Consider the following 18,677-nt stretch of genomic DNA (forward strand, 5'->3'; position numbering starts at 1 on the left):
TATTAGTACACAATTTTGATTTTAGATGCAGCTGATATAGCTTGATCAATTGCCTTATCCAATTTTTTACGTTGGGCGAGGGCTACACCTAAGCGACGACGACCATCTATATCAGGTTTAGCGAATAAACGGATTTGAGTTTTTGGTGCGCTTAATGCTTCATCCAAACCAGTATAACGGATGTTGTCTGATGTACCATCTCCCAGAATTACTGCAGAGGCGGCTGGACCATGTTGAACTATTTTATTAATAGGCATTCCAGTGAATGCTCTGACATGCAAAGCAAACTCAGAGAGTTCCTGCGAAATCATCGTCACCATACCAGTATCATGTGGTCGCGGTGAAACTTCACTAAAGATAACCTTATCGCCTTTCACAAACAGTTCAACACCAAATAACCCGTATCCACCTAAAGCATTCACGACTTGCTCCGAGATATACTCAGCGGCTTTCAACGCAATATTAGACATAGCTTGTGGCTGCCAAGATTCTCTATAATCGCCATCTTCTTGTCTGTGGCCAATAGGCTGGCAGAAATGAACACCATCAACGGCTCTTACTGTAAGTAGTGTTATTTCATAATCAAAATCAACAAAACCTTCAACAATTACTCGTCCAGCTCCGGCTCTACCACCTTCTTGAGCGTATTCCCATGCAGTTAATATGTCATCTTCGGTTTTTATGACGCTTTGTCCTTTACCAGAAGAGCTCATAACCGGTTTTATAACGCAAGGCATGCCTACATGTTCGATAGCTTGTTTAAATTGCTCTAAGGTATCAGCAAATTTATAAGGCGAAGTTAAAATAGAAAGTTCTTCTGCAGCTAAACAACGGATACCTTCACGGTTCATTGTTAACTTAGTAGCGTTAGCGGTCGGAACAACATTTAAGCCTTTGGCTTCTAGTTCGACTAAAGTGTCCGTGGCAATAGCTTCAATTTCTGGCACCACATAATCTGGTTTTTCCAGTTCAATTATGGCTTTCAAGGCTTCACCATCGAGCATGTCAACCACATGGCTACGATGCGCCACTTGCATTGCAGGCGCATTAGGATATCGATCACACGCGATTACCTCTAATCCAAGTCGGTGACATTCTATTGCCACTTCTTTGCCTAGTTCTCCAGAACCTAATAATAAAACTCTAGTCGCGCCTGTGCTTGTAGCAGTACCCAGCATTGGAAAATCCTTCATTATGATCAAATTGCAAGGATAATACTGGATCTTGAGAATTCCGCAATCGTTTGCTTGTGAAATACGGTCGTTTGCTCGTGAACTATAACGGTTTGCTTTGAATCATAACCGTTTACTGATCAAGGGTAAGCAAAAAAGCCTTAATAAATTAAGGCTCTGGGCGATGAATGTAACGATTGAAAATAGAAGTTATGTAGAATTGGGCAACGAAGTTATATAGAGATATAAGCTAAGGGAATATCAGGGTTTAATGCTTCTAATGTTGCTTGGGTTCCATCAATATTATGAATTTTTCCAGTTGATAATTCAGCAAGCGCGGCTGCTGTTATTTGATCAAACGATTTCCCAGCCATCAGAACTTGTGCTAATGCTACTTGTAGAGGAGGAAGGCTAGGATTAAATGCGGCGTTTTCTGCATAAGAACCAAGAAATACACTACCGTCATTGAGTTCTAACGCTACACCACTGAAATTTCCTGAATAAGGGGCATGGCTATAGTTCAATGCTTTTAGCGCATTGAGTATTAATGGATCCGACTCTGTTGTTTTATAACTTAAAAATTTACCATCCATAAGGCGGTCAGGAATATCAAGATCAGCAGGACCAAAAGAATCGGGCAAATATTCTTGCAGTGACATTTCTTGTCGTTTCGGCAGTTGGATCTTAAGTTCCTGCGCAGTGGTCAATTCATTCATAAATTGGCGGCAGTGACCGCAAGGACTATAGTTGATGGTTATATCTTTTATGCCTGTCTCACCTTTCATCCACGCATGACTTATTCCAGATTGTTCAGCATGTACGGTTTGACTCATTTGAGCGCCTATGAATTCCATATTTGCGCCAAAATACAATTTACCTGACAGACCTCGCACAATTGAACCAACATAAAACTCTGAAATCGGTGCATAAGAATAGGCGGCAGCAAAGGGTAGAAGAGACAGTCTCAACGCTTTATCGCTTAATCCTGAACATTGTAAAAGTTGTTCAAACTGTTCGGCGGTAATGGTCGCGTCAAAATTACCTGATTGAATGAGGTTATTTAAATAGTCAGCAACAGGTTGTGGTGCACCATCGAGTGCTGCATTTAATCGAGTCTTCATATTCGGTCCTTTAAAGGGAAGTACCGACATTCTAGCTAAAGCAAGTTGAATTACAGAGACCTGTGTCACATATTAAATTGCAAGGTGATCTAATTTTTCATAAATAGAGTGACATCACATAGATTTAAGTGACACAGTCGTGATTGGTGTACGTTATTATTGTTATGTAGTTATCGGTAACTTACTGAGCGAAATTATGATGTTATCTAAATTGCAACGTTATCTAAATCGGATGTAATATGATAAATAGTCTCTGAATAATAGTAATGAAAAATCTACAAATATGAAGGAATGTAATAAATAGGAAGTATAAACGTTGTAGCAAAGCGTGGCTTGTTTATCTGCTCAGAGATAAGTAAGGCAGGTGATATTGATTTGTTTCTATCATAAAGTTGCACGCTATGCCGCAGTCAATCATAGAGCTAACGCCAATGCGTTAACTCTATTTGTTTATTGAGACGATGATTTGGTTTATTGAGACGATGATTTAGTCGGTCTTCTGCGTTTTGATGATGTTTGATTATTGGTGTTGTTCGGGTTTTTGTCTGAACCGTTAACTGAAAAATGACGCTTATTTTTACTGGCAGGTTTATGGCCACGAGCCATATCTGTAGAGCGCTGTCCATCACTATGGTTTGTTTTGGGCTTTTTGGTTTTTTTAGCTTTAATTGGACGCTTATTAAGGTTTGATTCCGCTAATGGAACATTGGGCGTAAAACCTTGCACTTCAACTCTTGGAATGATTTTTTGTATCAATCTTTCGATACCAAATAGGTCGGTAATTTCGTCATTTGCAACAAGTGAAATGGCTTTACCAGCTTCTCCAGCTCGACCAGTACGACCGATGCGGTGTACGTAATCTTCGGCGACATTTGGTAAATCAAAATTGACCACTTGCGGAAGTTGTGGAATATCAATGCCACGAGCTGCAATATCCGTCGCAACCAGAGCTCGTACTTCGCCTGATTTGAAACCGGCCAACGCTTTAGTCCGAGCCCCTTGGCTTTTATTTCCGTGGATAGGCGCAGATTTAATCCCTTGTTTATCGAGATAAGTAGATAGACGATTAGCCCCGTGTTTTGTTCGGCTAAAAATGAGCACTTGTTGCCAATCATTGTCTTTGATCAGCTTGACTAGTAATGCTGATTTTCTAGATTTTTCCGCTGGATACACAAGTTGTTCTACTGTTGTTGCGGTTGAGTTTTCTTGGTTGACTGAAATCTCTAACGGATCGTTGACTAATCCTTTGGCTAACGTGCGTATCTCTGGTGAAAAAGTAGCCGAGAACAGTAAATTTTGGCGTTTATTGGGTAGCAAAGCCAGAATCTTTTTAATGTCTCTTAAAAAACCCATATCTAGCATTCTATCTGCTTCGTCTAGAACCAGGACTTCTACTTGAGAAAACTTAACCGCATTTTGATTATAAAGGTCAATGAGTCGCCCCGGTGTTGCAACTAGAACATCACTACCTTTGCGAAGTTTTTGCATTTGAGGATTGATCTTTACTCCACCAAACACAACCATAGAAGTTAATGGTAAATATTTACTGTAGGTTTCAACACTTTGTTGTACTTGTGCCGCAAGTTCTCTGGTAGGCGTTAAGATCAGGGTTCGAATATGGTTACTTTTTACTTTTGTATCGCCACTTAGTTTTTGCAAAATTGGCAAGGTAAAACCGGCGGTTTTTCCTGTACCTGTTTGAGCGGCAGCCATGACGTCTCGCCCATCTAATACTGCAGGAATAGCTTGTTGTTGGATCGGGGATGGTGTGTCGTAACCTTGTTCTTCAATTGATTTAAGAATAGGTGCAGATAAACCTAAAGAGTTAAAACTCATAATATGTTGATTCTCGATTAATAATGGCAAATTAGATGGCAGTAGAGGCATGAATATATGCTACATAGGTGGATAAAAGCCACACGTGTGGATATTAGCAACGTGAGCGCGCATTCTGAGCTATTTAGCCACTGAACACAAGCCCCGTTTATGTTCTGTTGTTGATTTAGTATTTAACCATTCACCAACACGTTCAACCATTGTATGTAACTGTAGATTACCGGAGCAAGAATGGAGGTGATAACGCCGCATAGTACTAATGCCAGTGAGCTAAATGCGCCATCCTTGGGATCTTTTTCGATGCAGGTTGCGGTTCCTAGCGCATGAGATACGGTGCCCATGGTTAGTCCTCTAGCAATAGGATGAGTTACGTTTAATATTTGATAAATTGGATAAGCGAATATCGCACCAAATGCACCGACAATAAGAACCAAAATAGCCGCTATGGCAGGTTCTCCTCCTAGGTGGCTCGATATTTCCATGGCAATCGGAGTGGTGACTGATTTACCCATAATACTGGCGACCAATGACATATCCGTTCCAAGTAAAACCGCAATGGTTGCAGAACTGAGCATAGATAAAGCACTGCCAACTCCGCAAGCAAGAAAGATAATTTTCCAGTTTTTTTTAATGGAGGGAAACTGTTCATAAAGAGGGTAAGCAAGTGCGACCACTGCCGGTTGGAGTAAATAGACAAAAATATCGTTGTCTTGTTGGTACTCAACATAAGGGATATCCAATAACAATAAGATTGGAATTATAATCATTAAACTAATTACCAATGGATTAGCTAGTGGATTATTGAGTTTTGTTGCTACGGCTCTAGCAATGAAAAATGTGGCTATCGTAACCCATGCCCAAATCATGAATCTTCCTTTAACATCTTTTTTAAAACCAAAGCGAGGAATACTATCATGACTAAAGTTCCTCCCACCACGCTAACTAAAATTGGAAAAGCGTTGTTAGCAAGCATTTCATAATGGTCGATTAAACCAACACTGATTGGAATAAACAATATGACCATATAACGGATAAATACATTAGCTGTTGGTTTTATCCATTCTGAAGAAATCACGCCACTCATCATGGCTAAAAAAAGCAATATCATACCAATAATGCTGCCTGGGATAGAGATATCTAACCAGTGTTGAATTATATTTCCTAGCGATAACGCAATTAAAATCATCGTAAGGGAAAAAATGTATTTCAGTACCGTTTGTATCATTGTTTAATAAGACTCTAATTATTTAGGATGTTAAGAAACTAGTCGTTTTACGATGTTAGGAAACCAATTGTTCTACATAATTGTAAACAGACTTTAAAATGCGCATTTTTTTCTCATCGTTCTCATGTTCATGAGCAAGGTTTTCTAAATTTAAAATGTAATTGGGCAGTGATGCCTCAAAGTAGTCTCTGCAACTGCTAGCCCAACGTTGTTGTTGTTGTTCGTCTAAGGTTTCGGGGTAGTTTCTTGCTTGATAATTGAACAACAAAGGAGCAATTCGTTTGTCACCAAATTGAATATCCAAAGCGGCGAGATTTTCTGGTTTTGTTTCAAGGATAATGTCCATCGCCGTTCGATCGGCTGGGGTGAAAAAACCGGAGTAAAGTTGGCTATCGACGTCTTGGTTATCTGGATACTCTCTTTCAACAGAATATAGTTCGACCAGCTTTTCTCGAATCTCAGGATGATTTTTTATCAAGGATAGATTCTGTAGACACTGTTCTCTATTGATACCGATACGCTCGGCGTTATCTGAGGTTAATGTTTTAGCAGGTGCAAGAATAGGGCACTTATTTAAATGCACTAATTTTAGTGGAATTGGTAATTGATCAGGTAATAGCGCATCACGCTTTGTGTACATACGCTGGCGAATTTCGTCACTTGTTAATTCTAAAAGAGGCGTTGGGTCCATAGCAAGATTGATGGTTATAACGGCGTTTTGATTTTTAGGGTGCCATGCCATTGGGACAATCCAACTTATATTTGAACAACTGACGCCAAACATACCCGATACATGAACTAGCGGAGTAAGATTTACAATATCAATAAGTTCATTTAATTTTCTTTTATGCCGCATGTTAAATAAGTAATTAAACAGTTTCGGCTGCGCTGCTTTCAACTTTTTCGCTAATTCAATGGTTGCAATAACATCGGCCATTGCATCATGCGCATTTTCATGTTCAATACCATTGGCTTGGGATAGCTTCTCTAACCTGAATGTAGGCTTACCTTCTGAATCAATTGGCCAATTGATTCCTTCTGGGCGAAGGGCGTAACAGGTGCGCATTACATCGAGCAGATCCCAACGAGAGTTGCCATTTTTCCAACTCCATGCGTAAGGGTCATGAAAATTTCGGTATAAGGTATAACGGGTAACTTCATCGTCAAATCGAATGCTATTGTAACCTAAACTCGTTGTGTTGGGTGTAGAGAGAGCTTGGTGTATTAACTTAATAAATTCCGGTTCAGGTAAGCCATCCTTTATTGCCTTTTGTGGCGTAATACCTGTGATGAGAGCTGCTTCAGGCGAAGGAAGATAATCACAAGGCGGTTGGCAATATATAACGAGAGGTTCGCCGATAATATTAAAGTCCATATCCGTTCGAACACCTGCAAATTGGCTTGGTCGGTCTTTGGCTGGGTCGGTTCCCCACGTTTCATAATCAAACCAAAAAAATGTCGGTTGTTCGCTTGTATTCATAATAGGTCTTTCATTCCTAAGTTAGCCGCCACGGAAGGGCTCATCGATGAGTATTATAAGGTATTTACCACTCAGTAGATGAATTTAATTTACGCTTTATCGACTAGTTTCAGCATCTCATAGCTATCTAAGTGGCAACTTTGGTTTAATGACTGATTATTTGACTCATGGCGATTTGAGCCATGATTGTTTAATGCACAAGAATTTCCGTCGTCCGATACGAACGGTGATAATGCCAATATCATCGCTTGAGCAACGTGTTTAGCAGCAATGGGCTTAAAACTGGCTAAAGGGCCAATAAGTAATGGCCGTAACACTCTAAGTACGGTTTGTACAATCAGTTCATCTTTTCGTACTTGATTTCTTTTACCCAATAATGGACCTGGTCTAACAAAAACCACTTGAGAAAAATTCATCCGCACTAGGTTTTGCTCCATGTTACCTTTGCATTTTAGATAATGAAAAGGAGAGCTGATATCCGCACCGAAGCTAGACACAACCGCAATTTTTTTGACGCCAAGCGATTGCATTGTTTGAGCTACTTGGGTTACTAAGTCCACATCTACCGCGGCTAAAGCTTGCTTACTGCCTGCTTGTTTTTTAGTTGTCCCTAAGCAAATAAAGCCCACATCTGGTTTGGGAGTTGTTTCATGCCAATGAGTGACGGCTAAGTTAGAGTCTTGGATTTGAATCAATTTTTGATGCTGAATCGGGACTGGACGCCTCACCAAAGCACTGACAGAACTTATGTCATTCGAAACTAACAATTGTTTGACCAGTTCTGAACCAATTAACCCTGTTGCGCCTGCAATAATAGCATTGACGTTATTGGCCGCTTTTTTATCGTTTAAATGCGTATCGGCAAAATGTTCGTTGGTATTTGGTTTAGCTACAAAAGTATCCATATCTTTCCGGTAGATAGTAAAATAGAACAATAACGTAATCTAACTATTAGTCAATTGTATCTAAAGCCAGATTAGATAGCCTTTCGACTAAGAGATAAGTTTGTAATACAGATTACAAATGATACTACTTCACTAAATATAGTAAATCAAAAATACATGTAGCAGAACATTCTGCTAAATAGCTGGTTAAGTAGTTATATTGATTGATTTGGTCAATATATTTGGGGTATTGTTTGTTTAGTTTGTTATTATTTTCATGGAGAGAAAATATGAAAATTGGAGTTATTGGTGCGGGTTCAGTCGGTGTCGGGATCTGTAATTACATGTTAACACTTGGTAGTGTGAGTGAGTTGTGCCTTTTAGATCTCAATAAAGAACGAGCTGAAGGCGAGATTCTAGATTTTAGTCACACCAATGCATTAACTTTTAGCAAAAATACTCGCCTTCAAGCAGGTGACGATTATGCCATGTTGCAAGGTGCCGATATTGTAGTGATTACCGCAGGAGCACAGATAAAGGCTGGTCAGAGTCGGTTAGATTTAGCCGAAATCAACAGTAAAATTTGTGTTGATATCGCCAAGAAGATAGAAAAAGTTGCACCAGATGCCATTTTGATTGTGGTGACTAATCCTTGTGACATTGTCACTTATTTCATTGCAGCGAATACCAGTTATAACGCGTCACAGATTATCAGTGCTGGTTGTTTGATTGATACGGCTAGATTAATGACTATTGTGGCTAAAAAGGCGGAAATTGATCCAAAAAATGTGTTTGGCTACGTACTCGGTGAGCATGGTAGCAACTGTTTTACACCCAAAAGTTTGATCAGTATTGCGGGTCAATCTGCCGATTACTACTGTGAAATGAATGGAATAGAGAAAATAGATGCCGATGAACTACTCGACCAAGTTCGTCAAGCAGGTTACGAAATTTTCACTAAAAAACAAAATACTACACACGGTATCGCGGCAAGTGTCTTTAGGATCGTTCAAGCGATATTAATCGATGAAAAGTCGGTTTTACCAGTAGGGACGCTAATTCAAGGCCAATATGGTTTAAATGATGTTGTTGTGAGCTTACCAACGATTGTTTCTAGCAAAGGCGCAGAAAAAATTCTTATTCACCCATTTGAAAAACATGAAAAACAACGGTTAGACTATATTGCTTCTCAGCTGAAAACACTGATTGCCGATGTTGCTACAAAAACCGGTTTAATGCGCTAATCTAGTTTAAAGAAAGCCAATTACATTCAATATTAAGCTTGTTTATTGCGAACAAGCTTTTTGAATATAGGCCCAAATTATAAGTTCACGATAAGTAAAAAAGCCGATTGGATCACTGAAGTCGGATAGAAATCCCTCGATTAGGTGAATTTTCTTTATTAGAGATTGATTCAATAAGTCTAGAAAGTTACTCTCTTATGTCTAATAAAGTGACGCTTGAAATAAGATAGCGGATACTTAAGATAGCGGATAGTAATGTATGTAGAGTTGAGATGTTACTAAGGCTTACTTTGAATTTTGTTACACTAATTATGACTCGTTGGTTTATACAAGACCTGATGTAGTGAGGAGTTACACATGGCACAGTCGCTGTTTCGTCAATCTTTCTTAAACGACAGTTTAGACATAGAAAATAAAATGTTACCGAAACAGATCCAGCTCCCTGATGGTGTTACGATCCGCGTGTTAAAAAGAGGTGTTGTTGAAGTTATTCCTTGCCAAATGTATGAAGATAGCAAAGCGATTGTTCTATCTGCGGGTATTCATGGTGATGAAACTGCGCCGATGGAGCTGCTTGATCAACTTGTTGACGACATTTTAAATCAAAAATTGGTCGTACAACATCGCTGTCTTTTCTTACTTGGCCATCTAGAAGCGGCTATTCAACATACTCGTTTTATACAAGAGAATTTAAACCGCTTATTTGACCACAAAGAGCATGATAGTAGCGTTGAAACTAAAATAGCCACAGACATTAAACAGTCGATAACGGAATTCTTTCAAGATACAGCAGAAAACCAACGTTGGCACTTGGATTTGCATTGTGCTATCCGTGGTTCAAAACACTATACTTTTGCGGTAAGTCCTAAAGTAGCTAAAGCAAATAATCGTAGCCGTGAGTTAATTGAGTTCCTTCAAAAAGCTCAAATAGAAGCGGTGCTGTTGTCAAATTCTCCCGCTAGTACATTGAGTTGGTACAGTGCCGATAAATTCTCAGCACAAACGCTAACAGTAGAACTAGGTAAAGTGGCACGATTTGGTCACAATGATCTTGGACTAATTAGTGAATTTAGCCAAGCTTTGTATGGATTATTGGCTAACAATTTAGATGGTTTTGCACCGTCTCCAGTGATTACTTACCGCGTAACACAGTGTATCAAACGACATACAGAAGATTTTGACTTTACCTTTAGTGATGATGTAGAAAACTTTACTCAATTTGAGCATGGACAAGTTTTAGGTCATGACGGAGATAAGTTACTTTTTGCTAAAGTTGACCAAGAAGCCGTGGTATTCCCAAACAAAAGGGTAGCGTTGGGTCAACGAGCGGCTCTGATGGTAACGCCCGTTGAAACTAGGTACCAAGATGACCAATTAGTTTATGATTGATTCCAACATGCTATTCATATGCTAACCGAACCTTTAATTCATAAATGGCTGTTTATAAATCAATAGTTTATAAACAGCCATTTTAGCCTTTCAAATACTGAGTCTATAGACTAAAGGCTTGTTTAACGAAAAGGTTGAGTCAGCATCTTATCCAAATACTGTTCTCTGCTCTGTCTAAACTCAGGCACCCCAATTAAACAGTTTTCATGGCCACCCGTTGGTTGGCTGATATAAGTGTTAAAAATACGATCCCATATGGAGAGAAAGAAACCAAAATTTGAATGGGTTTCTTTGACCACAATGGAGTGATGTACTCTATGCATATCAGGTGTAACGATAACTTTCCTCAAAATTTTATCTATTGCTAACGGCAGTTTTGCATTGCTGTGATTAAACATGGCGCTGACATTTAATACGATTTCAAAAATGACCACCGCTATTGCTGGAGCACCGAGTAGCATTACGCATGCAATTTTTATCCATACAGAAAGAATGATTTCGATTGGGTGAAAACGAGAGGCGGTAGTCACATCAATATCTTGATCGGTATGATGGACACGATGCAAGCGCCATAAAATAGGTAGCCGGTGAAATAGCAAATGTTGCAGATAAATTGCCATATCAAATAGAACAACGCACACAACTATTGCCATCCAGTTTGGTATTTCAATTAAATTGAACAATCCCCAGCTCTCTTTATCAGCAATTAAAGCCGCTTGAAAAGCTAAAATTGGCATGATGACCGCGAGCAAAAAGCTATTGGTAAAGATTAAACCAAGATTGCTTAACCATCTTATCAGTTTGTTTTGGGATAATTTTTTTCTAGGGTAGAGATATTCCCAAAGGGCAAATAAACAGAAAAACCCAATAAAAAATGACAAACGAATAAGCGAAGAATCTTGCATAAGTAAAACCTAATGTATTTGTAATTACCGATACTGTAAGTACAATTGCGCCAACTTGCTACTACTAATTAGTTTAAAAAAACATGCGAATTCATTCTGTTCATAAATTGATACAGTACAGATTATCAATATCGACTAAGCAATTTAACGCACGCGGTTGTAAAGTTGTACGCTGTCAATATTGTCAAATAGAACAACAATATTGTATCTGTGATTATCAACCTGATATGGATAGCTCACTTTCTGCCCTCATTTTAATGTCACCAAGTGAAGTATTAAAACCAAGTAATACCGGTCGTTTAATCGCCGATGTAATTAAAGATACTCATGTATTTCAGTGGCATAGAACGGAGCCAGACAATGCGTTACTTGAATTATTGGATTCTCCGTCCTATTGCCCAGTAATTGTATTTCCACAGCAATACGTTACCGACCCAGAACGTATTATTCGTCCTTTAGAATTAGAGCAATTGACTCTGAATACAACGAGTGATGATTGTTTAACAAAAGATAAGCGTTTGTTATTTATTTTTATCGATAGTAATTGGCGTGAGGCAAAAAAAATCTTCCGTAAATCTTCATACTTAAGCGGATTACCAGTGCTATCTATTTTACCCGACAAAGTGTCAGAATACGTAATGAGAAAGTCAGATAATGAACACCACCTCTCAACCGCTGAAGTAGCCAGTTTAGTCATGGAGATAGTAGGAGATCGTGAAGCAGCTAAAACACTACAAGCATGGTTTGAATTATTTCGTGAAAGCTATCTGTTGAGCAAAACCCGTATGCTTAGAGATTTAACTCGCCCAGCGTTAAAAAACTACTTGAAAGGTCTGTAGATAACCACGTGATTAAAAAGCCCTTAATAATAGAACCGTATCGTATTTAATTTCAGCTAACAAAATAAGGGCAAGATCACGGTATGCGTAACTTGACTCATGGATAATATCGACTTTTATTTGTGAGTTTGTATTTTTTATTGGTATTTTTAAGCGGATTTTTTGGGAGAAACTACATGTATTACGGCTTTGATGTCGGTGGCACTAAAATTGAGTTTGGTGCGTTTAATGAAAAATTGGAACGTGTTGCGACAGAGCGTGTAAAAACACCCTCTGATGACTATCAATTGCTGATAGACACGATTGCCGACATGGTAAAGAAATATGACCATCAATTTAACACACAAGGAACGGTTGGCTTGGGCCTACCTGGAATGGAAAACGCCAACGACGGCACGGTGTTAACTGTCAATATTCAAGCGGCTAAAGGAAAAACGTTACGGGCCGATCTTCAGCAAGCGATTGGTCGCAGTGTAGCGTTAGAAAACGATGCAAACTGTTTTGCGCTTTCTGAAGCATGGGATGAAGATCTGCAAAACGAAAAATCGGTTGCTGGATTAATATTAGGCACAGGTTTTGGTGGTGGATTTGTTTTTGATGGTAAAGTTTTTTCTGGCCACAATAATGTAGCCGGCGAAGTAGGGCATATGCGTTTACCTATTGATGCATGGTTTCATTTGGGCGATAGTGGCGTGGCTCCTTTGTTTGATTGTGGTTGTGATAAAAAAGGGTGTTTAGATAACTACTTATCTGGTCGTGGATTCGAACTTCTTTATGCTCACTATTATGGTGAAAAGAAAAAAGCGATTGATATTATTCAAGCTCAAGCAGATGGTGAAGCAAAAGCGGTTGAGCATGTAGAGCGCTTTATGGAATTAGTGGCGATTTGTTTTGCCAATTTGTTTACGGGCCTTGACCCAGATGTGGTGGTGCTTGGTGGAGGGTTATCTAATTATGATCTGCTTTATCAAGAATTACCGAAACGTATTCCAAAATATTTATTATCAGTCGCAACATGCCCTAAAATTATCAAAGCCAAACACGGTGATTCTGGCGGTGTACGTGGCGCTGCATTTTTAAATATCAAATAACGAAAATTGAATCAGTTTTAACTCAGTTTTTAGCTAGATAAGCCTTAATATATCATTGAGGCTTATCGGTTATTCATATCGGTAAGGAATGGTTACTTCTCTCCAACACCACGATTGGTTTTTTGAGCTAGCGTTATTTTATCAAAACCTAATTTTTTAAAGTAATTATCTCGATAATCGCGCACGGCTTTTGTTGACGATACCGCTTCAACCTGTTGTTCCATTTTCAAAAAATCACTAATGTCTAATCCTTCCGCTTCAGCCACGGCTTCTTGGATAGTACGATGTTTTTCATAAGAAAAGGGTAATGTTTTTTGCTGTTTTTTATAGATATATATAATGGTTCTAGTCATTTTAGGCCTTGTGAAAATTATGTACATACGTAGTAACAAACAAACTTACTGCGTGTATATCATTTATATCAATTTGTGGGAGTGTGCTATCAACAGCTGAATCGGATGCAATAGCGATAATGTTTGGATCTTGTGTATATAACCAAGGCTTATTCAGTGCTTCACGATGCAGTTCAATTTTAGGGAAGTCCAGAGATTTGCAGCCTTCTACCAAGATCAAATCAAGCTTAGAATGGTCAAACATATTCAGCAGATAATCGAAGCTTGCTTCTTGTTTTGGTGTTTCTGTAAAAAGAACATGACGTTTGGCTGAAGCTACCAACATTTGGTCTGCTCCTGCTTTTCTTAAACGATAGCTGTCTTTTCCTGGTGTATCTAGGTCAAAATCATGATGTGCGTGCTTAAGAACAGCAACACGAAGACCACGTTCTTTGATTAGAGGGAGAATCGCTTCTAACAGTGTGGTTTTACCGGTTCCGCTATACGCAGCGAAGCCGAGTAGTGGTAGGTTAGGCTTGTTCATCTGAAATATTACCAATCTTTGTCGTATGTGCGAAACTAGGGATCGTGTTGTACGTCTCCAGTTGTTCAGGTGTGTTGAGATTAACAAAGGTTTCTGGAATATCAGAAAAATCGACATAGCGAACATTGCATTGTTCGAACAGTAATTTCATTTTGCGATCTCCTTGATTAAGAAACCTTTCTAACTTGTTCAACATATTACCATTCCAAACACTAAAAACAGGTTGCGGATAAGTACCATCATGAGCCACGTAGATATCAATATTATTGTCTAGGCTTGCACTTAGCCGAGATACTAAAGTAGTTGGTATATTTGGTGCATCACAAGGAGTAAAGCCAACCCATTGGCTTGTACTGCGCAATAATGAGGCATGTATCCCTGCTAGTGGTCCTTGAAAGCCGGTTATTGTGTCACCGTGAACACAAGCAATCTTGCTATATTCAAGTTGATTTCGATTTGCGTTAATTGCAATGCTGCTTACTTGATTTTTCAATTTATTATAAATGGTTTGTACCAAAGATTGCCCATTTAACAGCAGTAAACCCTTATCGGTTCCTCCCATTCTTGATGCTTGTCCGCCAGCTAGGATTATCCAGCTTAATTTATTCTTTGCCATTTAATTATTTATATACCAAAAGGTTAATCTATTACTTAATGAAGTATTAGTTGATGCATGATCGGTTTTAAAACGTTTTATCTATTTGATGAACAGAATGTTTATATCGATTCTCGTTTAGCAACATCGTACAGAAAAACAACTTTAGTATAACATAAAACCTCGCAGATATTGATTCTGAAGGATGGAGTGATAATAATTTCAGGGCACGTTAAGTACGACTTTTAAGCCTTAATGTAGTGCAGTTCGCACTATATTGATGCATTTATGGTTTTATCATTGTGCGAGTTTTTCTATCATAATATTTTTGTTTTCATTAATAACAGTTACTTATGTGAGATATCTATTTTAACTAATTTCTGTGTTTACTGGCGTATATATTGCTTAAGGGTGTAACTAACAAAGAAGTTGACCTATTTTGGGTCGCCCTCAAATAATAAGCACGAATATAGTGCAAGTACAAACGGAGTAGTATTTAGAATGAGTATTTCTACTAGCGAAGTTCATGGCGCAGTTCAAATGTTAACTCAAAGCTCGGACACCTTGTTTCTGCTTTTAGGCGCAATAATGGTGTTTCTTATGCATGCTGGTTTTGCCTTTTTAGAAGTTGGCACGGTGCGTAAAAAGAACCAGGTGAATGCATTAGTTAAGATTTTAGCTGACTTTGGCGTCTCAGGTCTTGCTTACTTTTTTATTGGTTACTGGGTCGCGTATGACGCGAATTTCTTTTCCAGTGCATCAACCCTATCGGCGGGTAATGGTTACGAACTGGTTAAGTTTTTTTTCTTATTAACCTTTGCTGCGGCTATTCCGGCGATTGTTTCTGGCGGTATTGCAGAGCGTGCACGTTTTTATCCGATCTTACTTGCTACATTTTTCACCGTCGGTTTTGTGTATCCATTTTTTGAAGGCATTATTTGGAATGGAAACTACGGTGTGCAATCTTGGTTTGAAAACAATTTTGGTGTTGGTTTTCATGATTTTGCCGGTTCTGTGGTTGTTCACGGTGTCGGTGGCTGGATAGCATTAGTGGCGGTGATGTTTTTAGGTATGCGTAAAGGGCGCGTACGTGCCGGAAAACATACTAACTTTGCTCCATCGAATATACCGTTTTTAGCTCTAGGTGCTTGGATACTTTCCGTGGGTTGGTTTGGGTTTAACGTTATGTCGGCTCAGACTCTGAATGGAATAAGTGGTTTAGTCGCGATGAATTCATTGATGGCAATGGTCGGCGGAATTATTGTTGCGTTAATTGTTGGTAAAAATGACCCAGGTTTTATCCATAATGGTCCGTTAGCAGGCTTGGTAGCCGTTTGTGCTGGGTCTGATTTAATGCATCCAATTGGTGCTTTAGTTACAGGGGCCATCGCTGGTGGTTCGTTTGTTTGGTTATTTACCTTTTTACAAAATAAGACCAAGATCGATGACGTTTTAGGTGTTTGGCCTCTGCACGGTGTTTGTGGTGTTTGGGGGGGGATTGCTGCTGGTATATTTGGTCAAACTGCACTCGGTGGTTTAGGTGGCGTGAGTTTTACCGTGCAAGTTCTGGGTTCAATCTTAGGCGTTGCGGTTGCTTTGATTGGTGCTGGTATTGTCTATGGCATTTTAAACCAATTCTTGGGACTTCGTTTATCAGAAGAAGATGAATTTAAAGGTGCCGATTTAGCAATTCATAAAATTAGTTCAGTAAATGAAGATTAAGTTTGTTAGCGAGTCATGATGAAATTTGATGATGCAGCGTAGACTAAAAACGTCATTAGTAAGATTAAAAACGGCACAAGTGCCGTTTTTTTGTACCGATTTGTATCTCGTTTATTACGGGATTTTATTTGCCTTCGACCATAGTCTATAACCCTTTAACTATCAGTGGTATTCCCTTAATGCTAGACTTTACTGCATAATCTCAATACTGGATAACCTAATCGAGTCAGTATTGCTCTTCGAGTATTTAACGTTGTTGAAAAATATCTACACTTAAAAATTGAGAGTGCTAGGTTTTGTTGTTCTCGGTTTAGGTTAAATAGACAAGTTGTACCGCAGAAGGAATTGAAATGTTATTTCCATATAAGAATATCGTTATATTAACTGGTGCTGGTATTTCAGCGGAATCAGGCATCCAGACTTTTAGAGCACAAGATGGGCTTTGGGAAAATCACAAAATAGAAGATGTTGCCACACCAGAAGGTTTTCATGCTAATCCAGATTTGGTGCAGACATTTTATAATGAACGACGTAAGAAATTACAAAATGAAGATATCAAGCCTAATCCTGCTCACATTGCACTGGGTAAACTAGAAGCAGAATTGAATGGTAAAGTGACGGTTGTGACTCAAAATATTGATAACCTTCATGAGCGAGGCGGCACAAAAAATATCATTCATATGCATGGTGAGCTGCTTAAAGCGCGTTGTTCCGAATCGGGCCAAGTCGTGGAGCAGAAAGGCGATATTGTCACCGGCGACTTATGCCATTGCTGTCAAATTCCGGTGCAAATGCGACCACATATTGTTTGGTTTGGTGAGATGCCGTTACGCATGGGTGATATCTATTCTGCGTTAGAAGAAGCCGATTTGTTTATTTCTATTGGGACTTCAGGTGTTGTATATCCGGCTGCGGGCTTTGTTCATGATGCTAAAATGCATGGTGCTCATACCATTGAAATAAACCTTGAACCATCGGCTGTAGAAAGTGAATTCGCAGAAAAAAGAATTGGTAAGGCGAGTGTTGAGGTGGTGAAACTTGTCGATGAATTGTTACAACATCAGGTTGCTTAAACCTTGGTTTCAAGACATTTTAATGATTAAATATTGTTAACGGATAAATATTCTCAACTTATCTGTTAACAACTAACTAGTGTCAATACTATTGATTGAGCTGAACCAGTACAAGTGTATGAGACGACTTGTACTGGACCAAGCAAAAATTATTGTTCTATTTTCAGTTTTTGGAAGTATTCTTCATAAAGCACACTTGCTTCACCAACTTCATCCTGCCAATAGCCCGAGTCCATAATTTCTTGTGGTGGGAAAATATTTTTATCCTGAACAAATTCTTGCGGTAGTAAAGGATAAGCCGCTTCAACTGGAGTAGGGTAACCAATTTCTAGAGCAATTTTGGCTGCGTTTTCAGGGCGTAATAAGAAGTCGATCATCTTATGTGCGGCTTCTATATTTTTTGCTCCAGATGGAATTGATAGGCTATCCATCCAAAAAATAGAGCCTTTTTCGGGCCATATGATCTCAATATTCGCGCCTTCTTGTCTCGCACTATAAGCCGAACCATTCCAAAGCATACCGACCGCAGTTTCACCGGCTAAATAAGGGTTAGCAGGATAATCAGAATTAAACACCAAAACGTTTGGCATTAGCTTTTTCAACTCGTTATAAGCGGCTTTAATCTCATTCGGGTTTGTGGTGTTAGGAGAGTAGCCAAGCTTGACCAACGCGATGTGAAAAAATTCTCTAGAATCATCCATCATCATGAGTTGGCCTTCCCATTTAGGATCCCAGAAATCATTCCAGCTTGTGATTGAATTTGAGTCCATCATATCAGTGTTAATACCAATACCCGTTGCGCCCCAAATATATGGAATAGAATAGTCGTTATTTGGATCAAAAGATTTATTCAGGTAATTGGTGTCAATGCCTTTGAAATTAGATAATTTGCTTTTATCGATTTTAGACAACATATTTTCTTTGCGCATTTTTGAGACAAAGTAGGTAGATGGTACAACCAAATCGTAGCCTTCACCTTGGGTCTTTAGTTTTGCGTACATGGTTTCATTCGATTCATAAGTCGAATAAAGTACTTTGATGCCCGTTTCTTTGGTGAACTCTTCAAGAATTGAATTTGGTATATATTCCGACCAATTATAAAAATACAATTCATCTTCAGCGGCTGAAGCGCCAGTTGATATCGCGGCAGCAGCGAGTGTAACGGCGGTTAAAGTGCCTGAAAAAATTGTTGACCAGTTTTTCATTGTGTTTCCAACTTTACTTA

General features: G+C 38.9%; 17 protein-coding genes and 1 pseudogene. 6 read left to right on the forward strand and 12 right to left on the reverse strand.

What is annotated here, in order from left to right:
• Window positions 1–2 precede the first annotated feature (2 nt).
• The 7 genes from purT to ACLKML_RS18360 form a co-directional block, all read right to left on the reverse strand.
• Complete coding sequence (purT, locus tag ACLKML_RS18330) at window positions 3–1,178, reverse strand: formate-dependent phosphoribosylglycinamide formyltransferase (RefSeq protein ID WP_413284410.1); 1,176 nt, start codon at window positions 1,176–1,178, stop codon at window positions 3–5.
• Between the two features lie 227 nt (window positions 1,179–1,405).
• Entirely contained in the window at window positions 1,406–2,293 is an 888-nt protein-coding gene (gene cdd / locus ACLKML_RS18335) for a cytidine deaminase (protein WP_413284411.1), read from the reverse strand.
• 471 nt (window positions 2,294–2,764) lie between these two features.
• Window positions 2,765–4,129: a DEAD/DEAH box helicase gene (locus tag ACLKML_RS18340; RefSeq protein ID WP_413284412.1), complete on the reverse strand. Its 1,365-nt coding sequence runs from the start codon at window positions 4,127–4,129 to the stop codon at window positions 2,765–2,767.
• Window positions 4,130–4,302: 173 nt separating this feature from the next.
• The gene (locus ACLKML_RS18345; protein WP_413285929.1) at window positions 4,303–4,992 is read right to left on the reverse strand and encodes an LrgB family protein; all 690 of its coding nucleotides are present in this window, start codon (window positions 4,990–4,992) and stop codon (window positions 4,303–4,305) included.
• Window positions 4,992–5,354, reverse strand: coding sequence for a CidA/LrgA family protein (locus ACLKML_RS18350; protein WP_413284413.1), 363 nt, complete (start codon window positions 5,352–5,354; stop codon window positions 4,992–4,994). The genes ACLKML_RS18345 and ACLKML_RS18350 overlap by 1 nt, the downstream gene beginning before the upstream one ends.
• A 55-nt stretch (window positions 5,355–5,409) precedes the next feature.
• Window positions 5,410–6,834: an exodeoxyribonuclease I gene (sbcB, locus tag ACLKML_RS18355; RefSeq protein ID WP_413284414.1), complete on the reverse strand. Its 1,425-nt coding sequence runs from the start codon at window positions 6,832–6,834 to the stop codon at window positions 5,410–5,412.
• Window positions 6,835–6,923: 89 nt separating this feature from the next.
• Complete coding sequence (locus tag ACLKML_RS18360; protein WP_413284415.1) at window positions 6,924–7,739, reverse strand: NAD(P)H-binding protein; 816 nt, start codon at window positions 7,737–7,739, stop codon at window positions 6,924–6,926.
• 269 nt (window positions 7,740–8,008) lie between these two features.
• Between ACLKML_RS18360 and ACLKML_RS18365 the strand changes: the two genes are divergently transcribed.
• A complete protein-coding gene (locus tag ACLKML_RS18365; protein WP_413284416.1) occupies window positions 8,009–8,962 on the forward strand; it encodes a lactate/malate family dehydrogenase in 954 nt (317 codons plus the stop codon).
• 357 nt (window positions 8,963–9,319) lie between these two features.
• The gene (locus tag ACLKML_RS18370; RefSeq protein WP_413284417.1) at window positions 9,320–10,351 is read left to right on the forward strand and encodes a succinylglutamate desuccinylase; all 1,032 of its coding nucleotides are present in this window, start codon (window positions 9,320–9,322) and stop codon (window positions 10,349–10,351) included.
• Between the two features lie 122 nt (window positions 10,352–10,473).
• Here ACLKML_RS18370 and ACLKML_RS18375 read toward each other — a convergent pair whose 3' ends face one another.
• Window positions 10,474–11,256, reverse strand: a complete 783-nt coding sequence (locus ACLKML_RS18375) for a sterol desaturase family protein (protein ID WP_317716688.1) — start codon at window positions 11,254–11,256, stop codon at window positions 10,474–10,476.
• A gap of 83 nt (window positions 11,257–11,339) precedes the next feature.
• On the opposite strand from ACLKML_RS18375, the gene ACLKML_RS18380 reads away from it, so the two are divergent.
• Window positions 11,340–12,095: a tRNA-uridine aminocarboxypropyltransferase gene (locus ACLKML_RS18380; protein ID WP_413284418.1), complete on the forward strand. Its 756-nt coding sequence runs from the start codon at window positions 11,340–11,342 to the stop codon at window positions 12,093–12,095.
• Window positions 12,096–12,271: 176 nt separating this feature from the next.
• Window positions 12,272–13,186: an N-acetylglucosamine kinase gene (gene nagK, locus ACLKML_RS18385; RefSeq protein WP_413284419.1), complete on the forward strand. Its 915-nt coding sequence runs from the start codon at window positions 12,272–12,274 to the stop codon at window positions 13,184–13,186.
• A 92-nt stretch (window positions 13,187–13,278) separates the two neighbouring features.
• On the opposite strand, the gene ACLKML_RS18390 is transcribed toward nagK, so the two are convergent.
• The 3 genes and pseudogenes from ACLKML_RS18390 to mobA form a co-directional block, all read right to left on the reverse strand.
• Window positions 13,279–13,539 (reverse strand): DUF2960 family protein, encoded by a 261-nt coding sequence (locus ACLKML_RS18390; protein WP_413284420.1) that lies wholly within the window; start codon window positions 13,537–13,539, stop codon window positions 13,279–13,281.
• A 13-nt stretch (window positions 13,540–13,552) separates the two neighbouring features.
• Window positions 13,553–14,062 (reverse strand): annotated as a pseudogene (gene mobB / locus ACLKML_RS18395) (molybdopterin-guanine dinucleotide biosynthesis protein B); the annotation flags it as partial.
• Window positions 14,049–14,678: a molybdenum cofactor guanylyltransferase MobA gene (mobA, locus tag ACLKML_RS18400; protein WP_413284421.1), complete on the reverse strand. Its 630-nt coding sequence runs from the start codon at window positions 14,676–14,678 to the stop codon at window positions 14,049–14,051. The pseudogene mobB and the gene mobA, both read right to left, overlap by 14 nt.
• Window positions 14,679–15,158: 480 nt before the next feature.
• Between mobA and ACLKML_RS18405 the strand changes: the two genes are divergently transcribed.
• Together ACLKML_RS18405 and cobB are read left to right on the forward strand one after the other, a co-directional pair.
• On the forward strand, window positions 15,159–16,379 hold the full coding sequence (locus ACLKML_RS18405; RefSeq protein WP_413284422.1) for an ammonium transporter: 1,221 nt from the start codon (window positions 15,159–15,161) through the stop codon (window positions 16,377–16,379).
• Window positions 16,380–16,729: 350 nt separating this feature from the next.
• Window positions 16,730–17,452 (forward strand): Sir2 family NAD+-dependent deacetylase, encoded by a 723-nt coding sequence (cobB, locus tag ACLKML_RS18410; protein WP_413284423.1) that lies wholly within the window; start codon window positions 16,730–16,732, stop codon window positions 17,450–17,452.
• Window positions 17,453–17,601: 149 nt separating this feature from the next.
• Here cobB and ACLKML_RS18415 read toward each other — a convergent pair whose 3' ends face one another.
• Window positions 17,602–18,657, reverse strand: coding sequence for an extracellular solute-binding protein (locus ACLKML_RS18415; protein ID WP_413284424.1), 1,056 nt, complete (start codon window positions 18,655–18,657; stop codon window positions 17,602–17,604).
• Window positions 18,658–18,677 lie beyond the last annotated feature (20 nt).

Source organism: Vibrio sp. MA40-2, assembly GCF_047302445.1.
GTDB lineage: Bacteria > Pseudomonadota > Gammaproteobacteria > Enterobacterales > Vibrionaceae > Vibrio.